The 18842-nt window shown below is 70.9% G+C and carries 14 protein-coding genes; 8 read left to right on the plus strand and 6 right to left on the minus strand.

Annotated elements, in window-relative coordinates:
* The first annotated feature begins 8 nt into the window (after window positions 1–8).
* Both cofD and IE198_RS29315 read left to right on the plus strand, forming a co-directional pair.
* The gene (cofD, locus tag IE198_RS29310; protein WP_189892016.1) at window positions 9–965 is read left to right on the plus strand and encodes a 2-phospho-L-lactate transferase; all 957 of its coding nucleotides are present in this window, start codon (window positions 9–11) and stop codon (window positions 963–965) included.
* Window positions 962–2260, plus strand: coding sequence for a coenzyme F420-0:L-glutamate ligase (locus tag IE198_RS29315; RefSeq protein WP_189892018.1), 1299 nt, complete (start codon window positions 962–964; stop codon window positions 2258–2260). Before cofD ends, IE198_RS29315 begins: the two co-directional genes overlap by 4 nt.
* A 126-nt stretch (window positions 2261–2386) precedes the next feature.
* Here IE198_RS29315 and IE198_RS29320 read toward each other — a convergent pair whose 3' ends face one another.
* From IE198_RS29320 to IE198_RS29330, 3 genes are all read right to left on the minus strand, one after another.
* Window positions 2387–3391, minus strand: a complete 1005-nt coding sequence (locus IE198_RS29320; protein WP_189892020.1) for a DNA-3-methyladenine glycosylase family protein — start codon at window positions 3389–3391, stop codon at window positions 2387–2389.
* Between the two features lie 29 nt (window positions 3392–3420).
* Window positions 3421–4512, minus strand: a complete 1092-nt coding sequence (manB, locus tag IE198_RS29325) for a mannose-1-phosphate guanylyltransferase (protein WP_189892022.1) — start codon at window positions 4510–4512, stop codon at window positions 3421–3423.
* 92 nt (window positions 4513–4604) lie between these two features.
* Window positions 4605–5999: a peptidoglycan recognition protein family protein gene (locus IE198_RS29330; protein ID WP_189892024.1), complete on the minus strand. Its 1395-nt coding sequence runs from the start codon at window positions 5997–5999 to the stop codon at window positions 4605–4607.
* A gap of 138 nt (window positions 6000–6137) precedes the next feature.
* Between IE198_RS29330 and IE198_RS29335 the strand changes: the two genes are divergently transcribed.
* The 4 genes from IE198_RS29335 to IE198_RS29350 all read left to right on the plus strand — a co-directional run bounded on the left by IE198_RS29335 (window position 6138) and on the right by IE198_RS29350 (window position 12887).
* Window positions 6138–6890 carry a TIGR03089 family protein gene (locus tag IE198_RS29335; protein ID WP_189892026.1) on the plus strand — a complete coding sequence of 251 codons (753 nt, stop codon included), beginning with the start codon at window positions 6138–6140 and terminating at the stop codon, window positions 6888–6890.
* Window positions 6891–7074: 184 nt separating this feature from the next.
* Window positions 7075–9147, plus strand: a complete 2073-nt coding sequence (locus tag IE198_RS29340; protein WP_373300016.1) for an LCP family protein — start codon at window positions 7075–7077, stop codon at window positions 9145–9147.
* 222 nt (window positions 9148–9369) lie between these two features.
* A complete protein-coding gene (locus IE198_RS29345; protein ID WP_189892028.1) occupies window positions 9370–11130 on the plus strand; it encodes an LCP family protein in 1761 nt (586 codons plus the stop codon).
* A gap of 50 nt (window positions 11131–11180) precedes the next feature.
* Entirely contained in the window at window positions 11181–12887 is a 1707-nt protein-coding gene (locus IE198_RS29350; RefSeq protein ID WP_229834450.1) for an LCP family protein, read from the plus strand.
* Window positions 12888–12953: 66 nt separating this feature from the next.
* On the opposite strand, the gene IE198_RS29355 is transcribed toward IE198_RS29350, so the two are convergent.
* A complete protein-coding gene (locus tag IE198_RS29355; protein WP_189892030.1) occupies window positions 12954–13970 on the minus strand; it encodes a glycosyltransferase family 2 protein in 1017 nt (338 codons plus the stop codon).
* A gap of 109 nt (window positions 13971–14079) precedes the next feature.
* Here IE198_RS29355 and IE198_RS29360 point away from each other — a divergent pair, with 109 nt between their 5' ends.
* A complete protein-coding gene (locus tag IE198_RS29360) occupies window positions 14080–15588 on the plus strand; it encodes an LCP family protein (protein ID WP_444545430.1) in 1509 nt (502 codons plus the stop codon).
* A 13-nt stretch (window positions 15589–15601) separates the two neighbouring features.
* Here the strand turns inward: IE198_RS29360 and IE198_RS29365 are convergent, their stop codons facing one another.
* Window positions 15602–16150, minus strand: a complete 549-nt coding sequence (locus IE198_RS29365; protein ID WP_189892035.1) for an acyl-CoA thioesterase — start codon at window positions 16148–16150, stop codon at window positions 15602–15604.
* A gap of 108 nt (window positions 16151–16258) precedes the next feature.
* Between IE198_RS29365 and IE198_RS29370 the strand changes: the two genes are divergently transcribed.
* Complete coding sequence (locus tag IE198_RS29370; protein WP_189892037.1) at window positions 16259–17530, plus strand: LCP family protein; 1272 nt, start codon at window positions 16259–16261, stop codon at window positions 17528–17530.
* 57 nt (window positions 17531–17587) lie between these two features.
* Here the strand turns inward: IE198_RS29370 and IE198_RS29375 are convergent, their stop codons facing one another.
* On the minus strand, window positions 17588–18670 hold the full coding sequence (locus IE198_RS29375; protein WP_189892039.1) for an RICIN domain-containing protein: 1083 nt from the start codon (window positions 18668–18670) through the stop codon (window positions 17588–17590).
* Window positions 18671–18842: the final 172 nt, after the last annotated feature.

Raw genomic sequence — 18842 nt, forward strand, 5'->3', positions numbered from 1 at the left:
ATGGCCGCATGCGCATTGTGGTTCTGGCCGGCGGTATCGGCGGCGCCCGTTTCCTCCGCGGTCTCCAGCAGGCCGCGCCCGAAGCGGACGTCACGGTGATCGGCAACACCGGTGACGACATCCATCTCTTCGGCCTGAAGGTCTGCCCCGACCTCGACACCGTGATGTACACCCTCGGCGGTGGCATCAACGAGGACCAGGGCTGGGGCCGCCAGGACGAGACCTTCCAGGTCAAGAGCGAGCTGGCGGCATACGGCGTGGGCCCGGAATGGTTCGGTCTCGGCGACCGCGACTTCGCCACCCACATCGTCCGTACGCAGATGCTGAGCGCCGGCTATCCGCTCAGCGCCGTCACCGAGGCGCTCTGCGACCGGTGGAAGCCGGGCGTACGACTCCTGCCCATGTCCGACGACCGGGTGGAGACACACGTCGCCGTGACGGTCGACGGCGAGCGCAAGGTCATCCACTTCCAGGAGTACTGGGTGCGGCTGCGCGCCTCCGTCGCTGCGGAGGCCGTCGTACCGGTCGGCGCGGACCAGGCCGAGCCCGCGCCCGGCGTACTGGAGGCCATCGCCTCCGCGGACGTGATCCTCTTCCCGCCGTCCAACCCCGTCGTCAGCGTCGGCACCATTCTCGCCGTGCCCGGCATCCGCGAGGCCATCGCGGAGGCGGGCGTACCGGTCGTCGGCCTCTCCCCCATCGTCGGGGACGCACCCGTGCGCGGCATGGCCGACAAGGTGCTCGCCGCGGTGGGCGTCGAGGCGACCGCGGCGGCCGTCGCCCGGCACTACGGCTCCGGGCTGCTCGACGGCTGGCTCGTCGACCTCGTGGACGAGGCCTCGGTCCCGGCCGTCGAGGAGGCGGGCATCGTCTGCAAGGCCGTGCCGCTGATGATGACCGACGTGGACGCGGCCGCGGAGATGGCGCGTGCGGCGCTGGCCCTGGCCGAGGAGGTACGGGCGTGAGCCCGGCCTCGTACCGGGTCTGGGCGCTGCCAGGACTCGGCGAGATCCGGCCCGGCGACAACCTCGCCAAACTGATCGCCGCCACGTCGCCCGGCCTTGCCGACGGGGACGTGCTCCTCGTCACCTCCAAGATCGTCAGCAAGGCGGAGGGGCGGCTCGTCGAGGCGGCGGACCGCGAGGCCGCCATCGACGCGGAGACGGTACGGGTGGTGGCGCGGCGCGGCGCCCTGCGCATCGTCGAGAACCGGCAGGGCCTGGTGATGGCCGCGGCGGGAGTCGACGCCTCCAACACCCCTGCCGGAACGGTGCTGTTGCTGCCCGAGGACCCGGACGCCTCCGCCCGGGCGATCCGCGAGGGCCTGCGCGACGAACTCGGTGTCGACGTCGGCGTGATCGTCACCGACACCTTCGGCCGGCCCTGGCGGGCCGGGCTCACCGACGTCGCGATCGGCGCGGCGGGCGTGCGGGTGCTGGACGACCTGCGCGGCGGCATGGACGCCCACGGCAATCCGCTCGGCGCCACCGTGGTCGCCACCGCCGACGAACTCGCCGCCGCGGGCGACCTGGTGAAGGGCAAGACCAGCGGGCTACCGGTCGCAGTCGTACGCGGGCTCGCGCACGTCGTGGCCGACACCCACGACGGCGCGAGCACGCTGATCCGGAGCGCGGCCGACGACATGTTCCGGCTGGGCACCTCGGAGGCGGTTCGAGAGGCGGTGACGCTGCGCCGTACAGTGCGGGAGTTCACCGACGAGCCGGTGGACGGCGGCGCGGTACGACGCGCGGTTGCGGCGGCGGTGACGGCACCGGCGCCGCACCACACGACGCCGTGGCGCTTCGTGCTCCTCGAGTCGGCAACGTCACGGCTGCGGCTCCTGGACGCGATGCGGGACGCGTGGATCGCGGACCTGCGGCGCGACGGCAAGTCGGAGGAATCGATCGCGGCGCGCGTCCGTCGCGGGGACGTCCTGCGCAACGCGCCGTACCTGGCAGTGCCGTGCCTGGTGACGGAGGGGGCGCACACATACGGCGACGACCGCAGGGACACGGCCGAACGCGAGATGTTCGTCGTCGCGGCGGGCGCGGGCGTCCAGAACTTCCTGGTGGCGCTGGCGGGTGAGCGGCTGGGCTCGGCGTGGGTGTCGTCGACGATGTTCTGCCGGGACGTGGTCCGCGAGGTGCTGTCGCTGCCGGAGACGTGGGACCCGATGGGTGCGGTCGCCATCGGTCATGCGGCGGCTGCGGCGAAGACGCGGGCACGGCGGGAGCCGTCGGCGTTCATCGAGGTCCGATAAGGGACTCCCGGGGCGGCCGCTGCGGCTTCCCCCGACGCACACCCCTCCGCGACGCGCACCATCTCGGACGAAGCCGCGGCCCGGACGGAATCCACCGCTGACGCGGCGCGTCCCGCAGGGCGGCCCTCACCACTGCGCGATGTCGACGCGGCGCATCTTGGGTTCGCGCCGCGGGGGCGTGCGGCCCGAGAGCAGGATGAGACGGGCGGCGCGGTGGCGTTGGCCCTCGTAGGGGGACAGCAGTTCCAGCATCGCCGCGTCGTCGGTGTTGCGCTCGCCCGCGAGCGCGTAGCCGACGATCCGCGGCAGGTGCAGGTCGCCGACCGTGACCGCGTCGGCCGCGCCGTTGCTGCGCTGGATGACCTCCGCCGACGTCCATGGGCCGATGCCGGGAATCAACTCCAGCCGCGCCATGGCCTGTTCGGCAGGCATCGCCGCCGCCTCCTCGAGCCTGCGCGCGACCTTCACCGCACGCAGGATCGTCGACGCGCGCTTGTTGTCGACACCGGCGCGGTGCCACTCCCAGGAAGGGACGAGTGCCCAGGCGCGCGGTTCCGGCATCACGTACATGCCGGTGTCGGGGCCCGGCGCCGGTTCACCGTACTTACGGACGAGCAGTCGCCAGGCCCGGTACGCCTCGTCCGTGGTGATCTTCTGCTCGAGGATCGAAGGGATCAGGGACTCCAGCACCAGCCCCGAACGCAGCAGCCGCAGTCCGGGCCGGCGGCGCAGCGAGGCGGCGACCAGCCGGTGCCGCGGGGCGAACGCGTCGGGTTCGTCCGCCGCCCCGAGCAGCTCGGGCAGCTGGTCGAGCAGCCACTCGGCGCCCGGCCCCCAGGCATCCGCCTCGACGGTGCCTGCCCGCATCGCGACCCGGAGCGTGCCCGGCCCGGCGGGCGTACGGCTGGCCCGCCAGACCGAGCCGTCGGCCGTCGTACGGAAGGTGGGGTCGGCCGGACCGCGCCGCAACGGTCCGAGGACAAGCCCGATGTCGAGCGGCCAGGGCGGTGTCCACCGGCGGAGACACGGGGCGGTATCGGCAGCGACCTGTCGCGGTATCGCGACGGGTGCGCGCGTCGCGCCACCGCGTACGGTGGCGCGGCTCGTACCCGGTCGGAAGCGCCCTGCCATGCGGCCAGGCTACTGGTACCGGTCGTCGGCTACTGGTCGGAGGAGAAGCGGACCGCGCGGGCCGGGAGCACCGCGTCGCACCACACCCGAGCGCCGTCCCTGAGCTCGTTGTCCTCGCCCACGACCGCGCCGTCCCCGACGACCACGCCGGACAGCACCGTACGCGCTCCGATCCGCGCGCCCGCGCCGACGAGGGAGTCGCAGATCACGGCCCCGGGCTCGACGACCGCGCCGGCCAGGACCGTGCTGCCGTCGATCCTGGCGTCCTCGCCGACGCGTGCCCCCTCGCAGACCACCGTGCCGCCGGTCAGCTTCGCGCCGGGTGCCACCGTTGCGGACGGCAGCACAAGCCGGTCGCCGCGCCGGCCGGGCACGGCAGGGGACGGCGCACGTCCGAGGACCAGGTCGGCGGAGCCGCGTACGAAGGCGTGCGGGGTGCCGAGGTCCAGCCAGTACGTGGAGTCCACCATGCCCTGGAGGTGGGCGCCGGAGCTCAGCAGTTCCGGGAAGGTCTCCCGTTCGACGGAAACGGGCCGGTCCGCGGGGATCGTGTCGATGACCGAGCGCCGGAACACATACGCACCCGCGTTGATCTGGTCGGTGACGATCTCCTGCGGCGTCTGCGGCTTCTCGAGGAACGCCGTGACGCGGCCCGTACCGTCCGTCGGCACCAGGCCGAAGGCGCGCGGGTCGTCGACGCGGGTGAGGTGGAGGGAGACGTCGGCGCCGGAGGAACGGTGGATGTCGACGAGGGCCTCGATGTCGAGCCCGGTGAGGATGTCGCCGTTGAAGACGAGGACCGGATCGTCCGGACCGGACCGCAGCCGGGAGGCCACGTTGCGGATGGCCCCGCCGGTGCCGAGCGGCTCCTGCTCCGTCACGTACTCCAGGTGCAGGCCGAGGGCGGAGCCGTCGCCGAAGTACGGCTCGAAGACCTCGGCCAGATAGGACGTGGCGAGCACGATGTGCTCGACGCCCGCCGCCCGCGCCCGCGCCAGTTGATGGGTGAGGAAGGGCACGCCGGCCGCCGGAACCATCGGCTTCGGAGTGCGGACGGTGAGCGGACGCAGCCGGGTGCCCTTGCCTCCGACCAGGAGAATCGCTTCTGGGGCCTGGTTCAATGCGTTCTCTGCTTCCTGCTGGGGCCGGGCACGGTCGCGGTTCGGACCGGCCAGTTTACGAGTCGCGCGGACGGCGCCCGGCCCCTCCCCGGTCAGCGGCCCTGAAGCTCGGCCGAAGCCGTTCTGGCGGTTCCGAGCCGGCTGTAGAGGCGGCTTCCGGGGCAGTCCGTGACGTAGCCGTCGCGGTGTCCGGAGATGGCGTTGAGCCTGACCTTCGCACCTGCGGCGTACTTGCCGCTGCCGGCCGAGGTGAGCGTCACCTTGCCCTTCGGATTGATCCCGTGAAGGCCGAGCTTCCACGCGGTCAGCCTGGCCACGGCGGTCACCGCCGCCTGCGGCGGATTGGAGGAACTGTACGTGCCGAGCACGGCAATGCCCGTGCTGTTCCTGTTGAAACCCAGGGTGTGCGCGCCGAGCACCGGCTTGCCCACGCCTCCTGCCCGGCCTTCGTAGATGTTTCCGCACTTGTCGACGGCGAAGTTGTAGCCGATGTCGCGCCAGCCGCTGCTCTCGACGTGGTAGCGGTAGATACTGCGGATAACGGAGGGGGCCTGCTTGCAGGTGTAGTTGTTGCCGGTGGCGCTGTGGTGGACGAACGCGGCCTTCACCGAGTCGGTGTAGACGAGCTCCTTCTCCCGCCACGACTCGTCCGCGCCCCACCCCTTGCGGGTGACGATGGCCGGCCGCGGCCCGATGTACGGCTTGGCACCGGCCGTGAGATCGCCCGCGAGCAGATCGCCTGCCACCGCTGCCTCGACCTCGGTGTCGGCCTGGTTGAGGGCGGGGATCAGAAGGCCTCCGAGGGAACCGCGGCCCACGGTGGGCTCGGTGTCGTTGCCCTGCGGGTCTTGGGGCTCCTGAGGGTTCTGGATCACCGGGTCGGGGCCCGCCGCCCCGGGCTCCGTCCTGTCGGTGGACCGTCCGATGTCCGCCGGGTCCTCACCGGGGTCGACGAGTTCGAGGCGCAGCCCGTCGGGCAGTTCGGCCGAACTGCCGTCGGCCGCTCGCACGCGCACCTCCACGCCGTCCGAGGGGCCCACCCACAGCGGGGCGGTGGCGCCGCGCAGGGTGGGTGATTCGCCCTCCGCGGTGCCGGGGTCCGCCCCGTGCTCCGAGTTGTGGGTCTCGACCTGTTGCCAGTCGGACCAGACCTCGGAGCCGAGGGCCCGGGTGCGTACCTCGACGGTGCCATGGAGTTCGGTGAGCGCGTCCTCCCAGACCACGCCGACGAGGGAGAACGGGTCGACCTCCTGTTCGGGGAGGCCCTGCTCGCGAAGGCCTTGTCCGGTGGCGCCGTGGGACCGCTCCGAGGTGGTTTTGCCGAGGGGTTCCAGTGGCAGGGACTGGGTCGAGCCGGGCACGTCCGGTACTTGTGGGACCGCAGTGGCCGGCAGGGGCGCGGCGAGCGCGCCGGAAGCGAGCGAAAGCGGGATGACGAGCGCGGTCGCGCACGCCACTCCGACGGAAGAAGCCAGGTATCCACGCATGGGAAGGATCCTGGGCCTCGGCGGCGGGCCACGCTCGCCGGGAAACTTCCGAGAAAGTGACGGCCCATCGTCCCGAGCGGAGCACACCGTCACCCGAGCGGCCGCTCGGGCGGCGGAGGGCGGCGTACGCTTGCGCGAGTGAACGCCAGCGACCGTACCCCTGCCGACCTGCTGCGATCCGCGATCGCCGCGGACCCCGCGCGTCCCTTGGTCACCTTCTACGACGATGCCACCGGTGAGCGGGTCGAATTGTCCGTCGCCACCTTCGCCAATTGGGTGGCGAAGACGGCGAATCTGCTCCAGGGCGAGCTCTCCGCCGGGCCGGGCGACCGGCTCGCGCTGCTGCTGCCGGCGCACTGGCAGAGCGCCGTCTGGCTGCTGGCCTGTTCCTCCGTGGGCGTGATTGCGGACGTCGGGGGTGACCCGGCGCGCGCGGACCTCGTGGTGGCCGGGCCCGGGCAGTTCGACGCGGGGCTCGCGTGCGGTGGCGAGCGGATCGCGCTGTCCCTGGCGCCGCTGGGGCGCCGTTTCCCGGCGCCGCCGGCGGGTTACGCCGACTACGCCGTCGAAGTGCCCGGCCAGGGCGACCGGTTCGCCGCCTACGCGCCGGTCGACCCTGACGAGCCGGCGCTGGTCGTCGGTGACGTGGAACTGACGGGTGCCGAACTGGTGGAGCGGGCCCGGGCGGACGCGGACCGGCTCGGCCTCGGGCCGGGGTCGCGGCTGCTGTCGGGGAAGCCGTACGACTCCTGGGACGGTCTGTCCGCCGGGCTGTTCGCCCCGCTGGCGTCCGGCGGTTCCGTGGTGCTGTGCCGGCATCTGGACGCATTGTCGGAGGAGGCGTTGACGAAGCGCGTCGAGAGCGAGCGGGTCACCGCCACAGCGGTATGACCGGCGCCTGACGTCCACTCGTGTGGCCCACACTCGGGCCGAGCCCTCCCCGCCGGGCAGCCCCGTGCGGTGGATGATCAGCGGCAAGCGTGCTGCAACGCACAACCAAGCGCCGGGCTCAGCCGTCTAGACCAGCGATCGGCGGCCCGGCGTGCCGCCGACGCCATGAAGGATGGACGCACGAGTGACGGACAAGGCCGGCACGGGGTCCGCGGAGTCCGCTGCCGCGGACCAGGACGCTGCCCCCGGAGGCCGGACCGCCCCCGGCCACGCGGCTGCGGTCGGGAGCACCAGCCCGGCTCCCGCGGACAGCCCCGCCCGCCCCACCGACCCGGCCGACGTAGGGCCCTCCGCCGCGGAACGGAGCGCCCGCCCCGCCGGGGGCGCCGTCGGCACGGACGGCCCGAGTGCCGCGGCCGCGGAGCCCGTCGGCACGGACGGCCCCGTCGCACTCGCCGAACGGGCCGTCCGCAAGGACGGCGCTGCCTTTGCCGACCCGGCCACGGCGCCCGACGACGCGGACGAGCCCGTCACGTCGACCGGCCGTGACGGCCACCGAGGGGCAGCCGACGGTCCAGCCGGCGCGGGGACGCGTTTTGAACGCGGCCTCCCCACCCGCGCGTTGGCGCCGGACGGACTGTCCGGCCCCGGCACGGACCCGGCGGAACCGGGCACGCGCCCCGGCGAGCGGGCCGGCTCCGACACCCGGGAGGGTGGTTCGACCCCGGCAGTCCGCTCCGGCAGGGGTGGTCCGGGTGATGCCGCCGAGGACGGCGACAGCACGGCCGCCGATCCGCACGGCGGGAGCCTCCGACGCGGCCGACGCGGTCGCGGGCTCGTCCATGCCCCGGACGGCGCCCGTACAGGCGCTTCCGGCTCCGACCCGGCGGCCGGCCCGGACGGCGGAGCCGAAGCCGGTGCGGCAGCCACCGGCAACGGCCCGCGCGGCGGCGGCAACAAGCGCGGCGGCGGCAAACGCCTGGGCGGCGGAGGCCGGGGCGGGGCCGGGCCCCGCGGAGTCGGCGACCGCAGCGGCCCCGTCGACGGAGGCCGGGGCGGGGCCTGGCCCGGCGGGCCCGGCGGGCCCGGCGCACGTGGGCCGGGCGGCGGAAGCGGCCCGGGTGATGGTGCGGGCAGGCGCCGACGGCGTTGGGTGCGGTGGGGCGCGTTCGGTGTGTCGCTCGTACTGCTCGCCGCCGCCGGTGCCGGTTGGTGGTTCTACCGGAAGCTCGACTCCAACATCACCACCGACATCACCGCCGCCGCCGAACTCAGGGCGTACGAGAAGGAGCGGCCCACCCCCGTCGCCACCGGCGCGCAGAACATCCTGCTCCTCGGCTCCGACACCCGCGCCGGTGAGGGCAACAGCAAATACGGCCGTGACGAGGGCGGCGGCAGCCAGCGCTCCGACACCACGATCCTCTTGCACATCGCGGCCGACCGGAAGAGCGCGACGGCGATGTCCATCCCGCGCGACCTGATGGTCACCGTCCCGAGCTGCGGCAAGGCGGACGGCGGCCGTACCGGGGAACGGCCGGCGCAGTTCAACTGGGCCTTCCAGTTCGGCGGGGCGGCCTGCACGATCCGCACCGTCGAGAAGCTCACCGGGATCCGTATCGACCACCACATGGTGATCGACTTCCGGGGCTTCAAGGACATGGTGGACGCCGTGGACGGCGTCGAGGTGTGTCTGAAGGAGCCGATCGACGACAAGGACGCGCGCCTCGAGCTGCCGACCGGGCCGCAGACGCTCCACGGCGAGCAGGCCCTCGGGTTCGTCAGGGCCCGTAAGACGCTGGGCAACGGCAGCGACACCGAACGCATGGAGCGCCAGCAGCAGTTCCTGGGCGCCCTGGTCAAGAAGGTGCAGAGCAACGGCGTGCTGCTGAACCCGACGCGGCTCTATCCGGTGCTTGACGCGGCGACCAAGTCGATCACCACCGATCCCGGTCTCGACTCGCTCAGGGACCTCTACGATCTGACGCGATCAATTCGCAGTATTCCGACCGAAAAGGTCCAATTTCTCACCGTTCCACGGCAGCCGCATTCCTCTGACCCGAATCGGGACGAACTCGTCCAGCCCGAGGCCGAGCAGCTTTTCGAGAGCCTGCGCGAGGACGCACCCGTCACCGTCGTGCCGAACGACGAGAGGGAGACCGGCCGGGCCACCGGGGAGCCGGATGCGGGTGTGACCACCGGACCGAGCCCTACACCGACATTTCCCGGCACCAATGCCGCCGAAGGGATGTGTGAGTGAAGCGATGGCCAAATGGAAGCAGAGAGTGCACACGGAATGGGCGTATTGCCCACATGTAAGGGGCGTGGAATTTGTCACGGGCGTCGCTCGACGCTGAACTGGGCGGATAGTGTGGCGCGATCCGGTGCTCCCGACCCCGTGTCGCGCACTGCTGGATCGAAGGACCGAGCGCCTGTCGGGGGGAGGCGCCTCGCGTGGCACCGACGGAGGACTCAAGCAACCGTGGATGCACAAAGCCGTGAGCGGGCGGACGAGATCGACCCCGCCGACCAGTGGGTACTCAACCCGCAGACCGGCAATTACGAGCTGCGACTGGATCAATCCGCACCGCAGTCGATTCCCTCCGCCAGAGGTCCGAAGTCCAGAGGAACAGGGGCCGGAAGAGCCGGAGGGCCCGGCACCGCGGTGGCCGGAACCGGCACCCGGCGCCGTACGCCGACCCCGGCCACAGAGGTCCCCGGCCAGCGCAGCCGGCGCGCCGTAGACGCCTCCGGCGGCCGCGCGGCGCAGCAGCAGACGGGCAGGCGCAAACGAAAGCCGGCCGCGTCGCGCAGGAAGAAAGCGCTGCTGTGGACATCCAGCACCCTCGCGCTGCTGCTCGTCGGCACCGCGACAGCCGGATACCTCTACTACGAGCACCTCAACTCGAACATCAACTCGATCTCCGACGACGGGGCCGGCACCGGCGGCTTCAGCAAGGACCGCGCGATCAACGTCCTGCTGATCGGCACGGACAAGCGCACCGGCTCGGGCAACGAGGGCTACGGCGACAAGAACAGCGCCGGCCACGCGGACACCACCGTGCTGCTGCACGTGTCCAAGGACCGCACCAACGCGACGGCGCTGAGCATCCCGCGCGACCTGGTCACGGACATCCCGGACTGCCCGACCACGCAGGATGACGGGACGACGAAGACCATCCCCGGCGAGGACGGCGTCCGGTTCAACATCAGCCTCGGCCAGTCGGGCCGCACGCCGAGCTGCGCGATGCGCACGGTCACCGAGCTCACCGGTATCCAGCCGGACCACTTCATGGTGGCCGACTTCAACGCGGTCAAGACACTGACATCGGCGGTCGGCGGTGTCCCCATCTGCCTCAACAAGGACATAAAGGACCCCGACTCCAAACTCGATCTCCCGGCAGGCGAGCACACGGTCGAGGGCGAGGAGGCCCTGGCGTTCGTCCGCACCCGGCACGCGGTCGGATTCGGCGGCGACCTGGACCGCATCAAGCTTCAGCAGCAGTTCCTCAGTTCGCTGATGCGCACACTGAAGTCGAACGACACCCTCACCAGTCCGACGAAGCTGTTCAAGCTGGCCGAGGCCGGCACGAAGGCCCTGACGGTCGACTCCAAGATCGACGACATCGGCAAACTCCGCGACCTGGGTCTGGAACTCGGCAAGTTCGACATGAAGAACCTGACCTTCGCCACCGTGCCCGTCAGGGACAACCCGACCGAGAGGGTCAAGGCGACGGTCGTCCTCGACGAGGCCAAGGCGGAGCAGCTGTTCACGATGGTCCGCGAGGACGTCTCCCTCACCGAGGTCGAGCAACAGAAGAAGGCGGCCAAGGACAAGCAGAACGCCCTCCTCAAGGGCACCAGGGCCGAGGCCTCCGACGTCCGCGTCGACGTCTTCAACGGCGGCGGCCCTCAGGGCGCCGCGCAGAAGACCCTCGACTGGTTGCAGAACACCGAGGGCGTGCTGAAGTCCTCCAACAAGGGCAACGCGCCGGCGGACGTCCCGAGGACGACGCTGGAGTACGCGCCGAACCAGGCCGACCAGGCCCGCAAGCTCGCGGAATTGATGGGCCTGCCGGCCGCGGCGCTGAAGCCCGGCACGGAGGACGCGCAGGGTCTGGAAGCGATGACGCTGACGATCGGGCCCGACTTCAAGGGCGCAGGGGTGCCCATCACCGGTCCGGCGAAGGTGCCGGACGACATCCAGAAAGTCGAAGCCGACAAGAAGGTCTGCGCCGAGTGACACCGGAGAAACGGCTCACGGCGCGGGCCTGAATACAGGGGGGACCAGGGGTGGGACGGAACAGCGTGCGTGGGGAGGGGACCCGGGAGCACGCGGCGGAACCCGGCGATCTCGGCTGGGACGAGGGGCCGTACGGCGAGGGGGCCGGTCGTGTTCCCGGCAGCCGTACGACTCCGGACGACGAGCGGAGCTCGACGGACGCCACGCCGCAGGGGGCCACCGGGGGCCACCGGCGTGGTGGGGCCCGGCGGCCGAAGCGCGGCAAGCGCCGGATACTGCGCGGCATGGCGATCACCGTGTCGGTGCTGGTGCTCGGTACCGCCGGTGCGGGCTACCTCTACTACGAGCACCTGAACAGCAAGCTCAAGAAGGACGACCTCACACTCGGCGACGCGATGCCCGACCACAAGGCGAACGCGGCCGGTCAGACACCGCTGAACATCCTGCTGATCGGCTCCGACGCGCGGGACTCCACGGCGAACCAGAAGCTCGGCGGCGCCAAGGACAGCTTCGGCGCAACGCCGCTCGCCGACGTCCAGATGCTGCTCCACCTCTCCGCGGACCGCAGCAACATCTCGGTCATCAGCATGCCGCGGGACACGCTCGTGAACATCCCGGAGTGCACCGACCCGGACACCGAGAAGACCTACCCGGCCACCGAACTCGCGCTCACCAACGAGTCACTCGGCCGCGGCGGGCCGGGATGCACGGTCGCCACCTGGTACGACCTCACCGGTATCACCATCGACCACTTCATGATGATCGACTTCGCGGGTGTGGTCTCCATGGCCGACGCGATCGGGGGCGTCCCGGTCTGCGTCGAGGAGAACATCCACTCCCGTACGCGTGACGGCAAGGGCTCCGGTCTCAAACTGGAGGAGGGCACGACCCACATCCAGGGCGAGCAGGCACTGCAGTGGCTGCGGACCCGCTACGGGTTCGACGACGGCACCGACCTGGCCCGTGCGCACGGGCAGCACATGTACATGAACTCGATGGTCCGTGAGCTGCGCAGGAACACCAAGCTCACCGACCCGAACAAGCTGCGCAAGCTCGCCGAGGCGGCGATCGACGCACTCACCGTCGACAAGGGCATCAACACCGTCAAGGACCTGTACGACCTGGGTACGGAGCTCAAGAGCGTCCCTACCGCCCGCATCACGATGACGACCATGCCGAACGTCTACAGCCAGCGGCCCGAGCCCCGGTTCAGGGGCAAGGTGGAGCCGATGCCGGGTGACGCGGAGCAGTTGTTCCGTATGGTCCGTGAGGACGTTCCGCTGGACGGCAAGGCGCCGAAGAAGCCCCCGGCCGCGCCCGCGAAGTCCAAGGACGAGGCCGCGGCTCCCGAGGAGATCGCGGTGATGGTGCAGAACGGCACGGGCGGCGACGGGCAGATCGCCGAGCGGGGCCGGGCGACGGCCGTCACCGGGCTGCTGGTCGACAAGGGCTTCGCCCTGGCCAAGGCCGACAGCACGCTCGACCCCCAGAAGACGACGATGATCCGGTTCTCCAACGCCGAACTGGAGGGCGACGCACAGGCGGTCGCCGAGTCCCTCGGAGTTCCGCTGAGTTCGGTGAAGAAGTCCACCGATGCCACCGGTATCCAGCTGATCGTCGGCGCGGACTGGCGGGAGGGCGACGCCTATCCGAAGTCGGCCGCCAGGACCGACAACAGGACCCCGGACACGGCGAACGTCCTCCAGGGTGACGACGAGGGGGCCTGCATGCCGGTGCAGAAGGGCTTCACCTGGTAGCAGCGCTGCATGCCCGAGGGTCCGGTCGCGCGTGTGGCCGGGCCCTTCGCCATGTCCGCAGCAGTGTCAGGCCGTTGCCGTCTTCGCCGCCGGGCGGCGGCTGGCGATGACCTTCTTCGCCAGCGAGCGGGGGCTGGTGAGGAAGCCGTACCCCCACGACATGTGCATCGTCGCCAGTGCCACCGGGATCTGCAGCCGGGCCTTGAGCGAGAGACCCTTGCCCGCCGGGAGCGAGCCTGCGGTGATCGCCGCGAGGTAGCCGCCGGGGACGACGAAGGCCCACGGGGTGAGCGTGACTCCGGCGACGACACCGGCGGCAACGGCGCACACGGCGGTCGGCGGGGCAAGGTAACGCAGGTTGATCGAACCCTGGTGGTAGCGGGCGACGACGTGCCGCCAGCGGCCGTAGCCCTTGTACTGCTTGGCGAGCGCCCGCACGGACGGCCGCGGGCGGTAGCGGACCTTGAGCTCCGGCGAGAACCAGATCAGACCGCCGGCCTCGCGGATGCGGAAGTTCAGCTCCCAGTCCTGGGCGCGGATGAACTCCTCGTTGTAGCCGCCCTGCTGCTCCAGCGCCTCACGGCGGAACACCCCGAGGTAGACGGTCTCCGCCGGGCCGGCCTGGCCGCCGGTGTGGAACGCCGCGTTGCCGACGCCTATTTTCGAGGTCATCGCGGCGGCGACCGCGTCCTCCCAGGCGTTCTCGCCCTCGGCGTGCATAATGCCGCCGACGTTCTGCGCGCCGGTCTCGTCCAGCAGGCGGACCGCGGTAGCGATGTAGTTCGGCGAGAGCATGCCGTGCCCGTCGACGCGCACCACGACGGGGTGGCGGGAGGCCTTGATCGCGGCGTTCAGCGCGGCGGGGGTGCGGCCGGTCGGGTTCGGCACGGTGTGGACGCGGGAGTCCTCCCGTACGAGCTCGGCGGCGATCTCGTCGGTACGGTCCGTGGACGGTCCGAGCGCGATCACCACCTCCATCTCTCCGCCGTACTCCTGCTCGAGGATGTGGCGGACGGAGTTGCGCAGATGCCGCTCCTCGTTGAGGACCGGCATGATCACGGAGACAGGGGGCGTGGCGTTCATCGTCCGCCACGTTACCGCGAACGGGGGACAGCCAGGCGCGGCGGCCACAGCCGCGGATCGTGCGGGCCTACAGTGCGGGGCATCCCCTGTCGTCCGCGGAGGTGCCCTCTTGCCCACACCGCCCCGCCCGCGCCCCCGCCCCCGCCCGGCCCCGCAGCGCGGCGGTACCGGGCGGCCGGACGCACGGCAGACGGCACGGCAGACGGCACGGCAGACGGGCGGCAGCAGGCGGCCGGCGCGGCCGCGCTGGGGCACGCGGATCGTGACGACCGTGTCGGTGCTGGTGCTGGGGGTGGGCGGCATCGGGCATGCCGTGGTCACCGGACTCGACACCGGGATCAGCCGGGTCGACCCGTTCCGCGACATGAAGAACCGCCCGGAGTCCGGCCGCGGCATGAACCTCCTCGTGGTCGGCACCGACGGCCGGGACAAGATCACCCCGGCGCAGCGGAAGAAGTACCGGCTCGGCGGTGCGCCCTGCAACTGCACCGACACGATCATGCTGGTGCACGTCTCCAAGGACCGGGAGCGTGCCAGCGTCGTCAGCCTGCCCCGGGACAGTTACGCGGAGATGCCCGAGCACGTCGACACCACCACGGGCAAGCGCCACAAGCCGCACCCGGTGAAGCTGAACGCCGCCTATGCCGAGGGCGGTCCCGCCCTGACCGTGCGGACGGTGGAGAACATGACCCAGGTGAAGGTCGACCACTATCTGGAGGTCGACTTCAGCAGCTTCATGGAGACGGTGGACGTGGTGGGAGGTGTGGAGGTCTGCACCGCGCGTCCCATGAAGGACTCGCACACCGGCCTCGACCTGCCGGTCGGCACCCACAAGCTCGACGGCGGGCAGGCGCTGCAGTACGTGCGCTCACGCCATATCGACGGCGCTGCCGACCTGGGGCGGATGCAACGCCAACAGCGCTTCCTGGCGGCTCTCGTCGACCGGGCGACCAGCAGCGGCGTCCTGCTGAACCCGGTGAAGTTCCGCACGGCCACCTCGACCATGCTGAAGTCGGTCCGGGCCGACAGGAACTTCGGCACCCGGGAGATCCTCGCTCTCGGCAGGGCCATGCGGGGCTTCTCACCGGCCTCCTCCGAGTTCACCTCCGTGCCCGTCCGCGACGTCGGCTTCCACGTCAAGGGCATCGGCTCCACCGTGAAGTGGGACGACGCCAAGGCGACGAAGCTCTTCCAGTTGCTGCGCGAGGACAAGCCGCTCGCACCGCACCGCCCGGAGCATCCGAAGACCACGGTCGTCGCCGTCGATCCGAAACAGATCCGGGTGCAGGTCTACAACGGGACACACGTCAAAGGCCTCGGGGACAAGGTCGACAAGGCACTGCACGACATCGGCTTCGACACGACACGCGCCCCGCGGAACGGCGGCAGCGGCCAGGTGAAGCACACGTATGTGACGTACGACCCACGCTGGGACCGCTCGGCGAAGTCCCTCCAGGCCGCACTGCCCGGCGCGGAGCTGCGCCCCGTGGAGGGCCAGGGCGCCACGCTGAAGGTGATGGCCGGTGACGACTACGAAGGCGTCACAGCCGTACGGGCCGAGGAGACGCACCGCGGGAAGTTCGGCGCGGTGACGGGCGACCAGGTCGTCTGCCCGTGACTGAGGGGCGGGGTCAGTCCTCCATGCCCTCGGCGGCGCGCTTCTCGCGCAGCTCCCGGATCGCCCGGCGCCTGGCCAGCCGGTGTGTGCGCCGGATCTGTGCCTCCTGGTAGCGCCGCTGATCCCGCTCCGTCTCCGGAAGCACGGGAGGTACGGGCCGGGGCTTGCCGTCCGCGTCCACTGCGGCGAAGACGAGATAGGCGCTACCGACCTGCTGGGCGGGCGTCGATTCGTTCCAGCGCTCGGCCATGACCCGTACGCCGACCTCCATCGAGGACCGGCCCGTCCAGTTGACCTGTGCCTTCACATGGACCAGGTCGCCCACCCTGACCGGCTCGAGGAAAACCATCTCGTCCATCGAGGCCGTGACCGCGGGCCCGCCCGAGTGCCGACCCGCAACCGCTCCGGCGGCGTCGTCCACCAGCTTCATGATCACGCCGCCGTGCACGGTGCCGAGGAGATTCGTGTCACTTCCGGTCATGATGTGGCTCAGGGTGGTACGGGACGCCGAAGTGGGCTTGCCCGGAATTTCATCCTCCGGGCGCAGGGCCTGAACTGTCATGCCGTCCACCATATGCCTGGCCGGAAATGCATCAGCTTCGCTACAGCCCTGGTGCGATTCCTCACCCACCCTGTCTGGGCGACCGCCCCGCCCTGCACACTGTTCGGCATGAATGACTGGCCCGAGGGATGGACCGCCGACCGCGGCGACGGCAATGCACGCGGCTACGGGCATGGCAGCGCCGGTGCTCAGCCGGAGGGCGCGCGCGTCATGCGCCACGTCCAGCGACCGGCCGCACCACAGCGCGGCAGCGTCCCCCCTCAGCAGCGCGGTTACGACCAGGACTACGCGGAGCCGGGGTACGACAGCGGCTACAACACGGGCCAGGTCTACAGCGGCGCGGGCCGCGGTGGCGGCGGCATCCCCCCGCAGGGCGCCCCGTACCGGCAGCCCGGCCCGGCGCCCGACTGGCGCCGAAGGATCAAGGTCGGTTCGATCGTCGTGCTCGTGGCCGTCCTCGGCACGGCCATCGGAACGTACTTCTGGGCCGACTCCAAGGTGCGGCGCGAGGTGGACCTCTCCAAGGTCATCGAGCGGCCCGCCGAGGGTGACTGCACGACGTACCTGATCGTCGGCTCGGACAGCCGTGAGGGCCTGTCGGCCGATGACAAGAAGCGGCTGCGCACCGGCTCCGCCGAGGGCAAGCGCACCGACTCCATGATGATCCTCGCCGCGTGCGGCAGCGGGAACACGATGGTGTCGCTCCCCCGTGACTCGGACGTCGAGATACCGACGTTCGTCGGCTCGGAGTCCGGCAAGACGTTCCCGGGCACAGGTCGCCGGGTCAAGCTCAACGCGGCCTACGCGGAGGACGGCCCGGAGCTGCTCGTGCGCACGGTCGAGCACAACACCGGTCTGCGCATCGACCACTACGCGGAGATCGGCTTCGCCGGCTTCGCGAACATCGTGGACGCGCTCGGCGGTGTCGAGATGGACATCGAGAAGGGTTTCAAGGACAAGAATTCCGGCGCCGACTTCGAGGCCGGGAAGCAGACGCTCGACGGCGAGCAGGCCCTGGCGTTCGTCCGCACCCGCTACGCGTTCGCGGGCAGTGACCTGGACCGGACGAAGAACCAGCAGAAGTTCCTCTCGACGCTGGCCAACCAGGCAGCGACCCCGGGCACGGTCCTCAACCCGTTCAAGCTGTACCCGACGCTGGGCGCGGGGCTCGACACCCTGGTCGTCGACAAGGACATGTCCCTGTGGGACCTGGGGTCGATGTTCTTCGCGATGAAGGGCGTCAGCAGCGGCGACGGCACGTCGATGAACATGCCGATCTCCGGCAGCCGCGGCGGCAACCTCGTCTGGGACAAGGCGAAGGTGCAGCAGCTGGTCAAGCAGATCCAGAACGACGAGAAGGTCACGGTCTCCGACAAGTGACGGCCGACAGCCGTCTCCTGCCACCCGGTGACAGGAGACGGCGCCGGGCAGGAAGGCTCAGGCGCAGGAGCCGAACGTCGGGCTCGTGTTCGCGATGTAGACAGTCGCACCGCCGCTCGGGTCGTCCTTGACCGGGACGGTGACGGTGTCATCGGCCGTCCACGGGAAGCCGTGCGCGTCGAACGTCCAGGTGCCGGTCACCTTCTTCGCCAGCACCGACAAGGTCACCCAGCCGTAGTGCCCGGAGGGTACGGCCACCTGGACGCCGTCGCCGACCGTTGTCGAGCCCTGCCAGATGTTGCTGAAGGTCAGGCTCGAGGTGACGGATGCCATCAGGGGCGAGGCCCCGCCGGTGCCGGCGGTCGACGACAGCATCGTCGTGATGCTGCTCGACCAGCCGGTCGTCTCGTTCACCGAGAACGTCTGCGAGACCGGTGAGCCGGTGTTGTTGTACCAGACCGCGGAGGCACAGACCGTCGGCAGCGGGGCGGCCGGAGCCTCGCTCCCAAGCACCCAGGAACAGCTGGACGGATCCTTCTGGCACATCCGGGCGCCGCGGTCCACGGCCAGGTTCCAGGCGGCCTGCGACGTGGTGGTCCACCGCTGGTTGGTGCCGCCGTGGCAGTTGGACTTCCCGGTCCACGCGTCGTCGTACTGGGCGTTGGCCACCAGGTCGAGGCACGAGTGGTCGCTCGCGCTGCGGATCATGAATACGGAGTTCGATCCGGCGACCGGCTGGAAGTACCACTTCTGGCCGGCCTGGCCGCGGCACGTCTGCTGACGCAGGGCGGGCCAGCCGAGCTCGACGCACTTTCCCGTCGCGTCGTTCAGGATGGTGAAGGTGGCCTCCGCCGGGTCGACGTTGAGGCTCCAGGACTGGTGGTGCCCGGGTGCGGAGTTGGTGACGATGAAGGCCCCGTCCCCGGTCGAGCCGTTCTGCACGTCGAGGTGCCGGCCGTTGCTCGCGGATGTGATGGTCTCGCACCGCAACGGGGAGTCGCAGTTCCCGGCCGCCTGCGCGGCGGGCATCGCGAGCGGGGACATCATGATGCCGAGAGCGATGCAGCATGTTGCCAGCACCGCGGCGAGTAAGCGCAGACGGGCGGACGATGTGGTGGTGGGTCTCTCGTTGGCTGTCATGCGCCCGAGTCTGCCTGGCGGCCCGGGCGAATGTAGAGACTATTTCTAGAAGAACTTTCTAGTCTTTCGGCCACTCCGAGCGGGTGGGGGACCCCCGGTCACCGACCGACCGGCAGGAAGATCCGCTTTCCGGTCACCGACCGACCGGCAGGAAGATCCGCTTTCCGGTGCC

The organism is Streptomyces xantholiticus (assembly GCF_014651015.1).
Lineage (GTDB): Bacteria > Actinomycetota > Actinomycetes > Streptomycetales > Streptomycetaceae > Streptomyces > Streptomyces xantholiticus.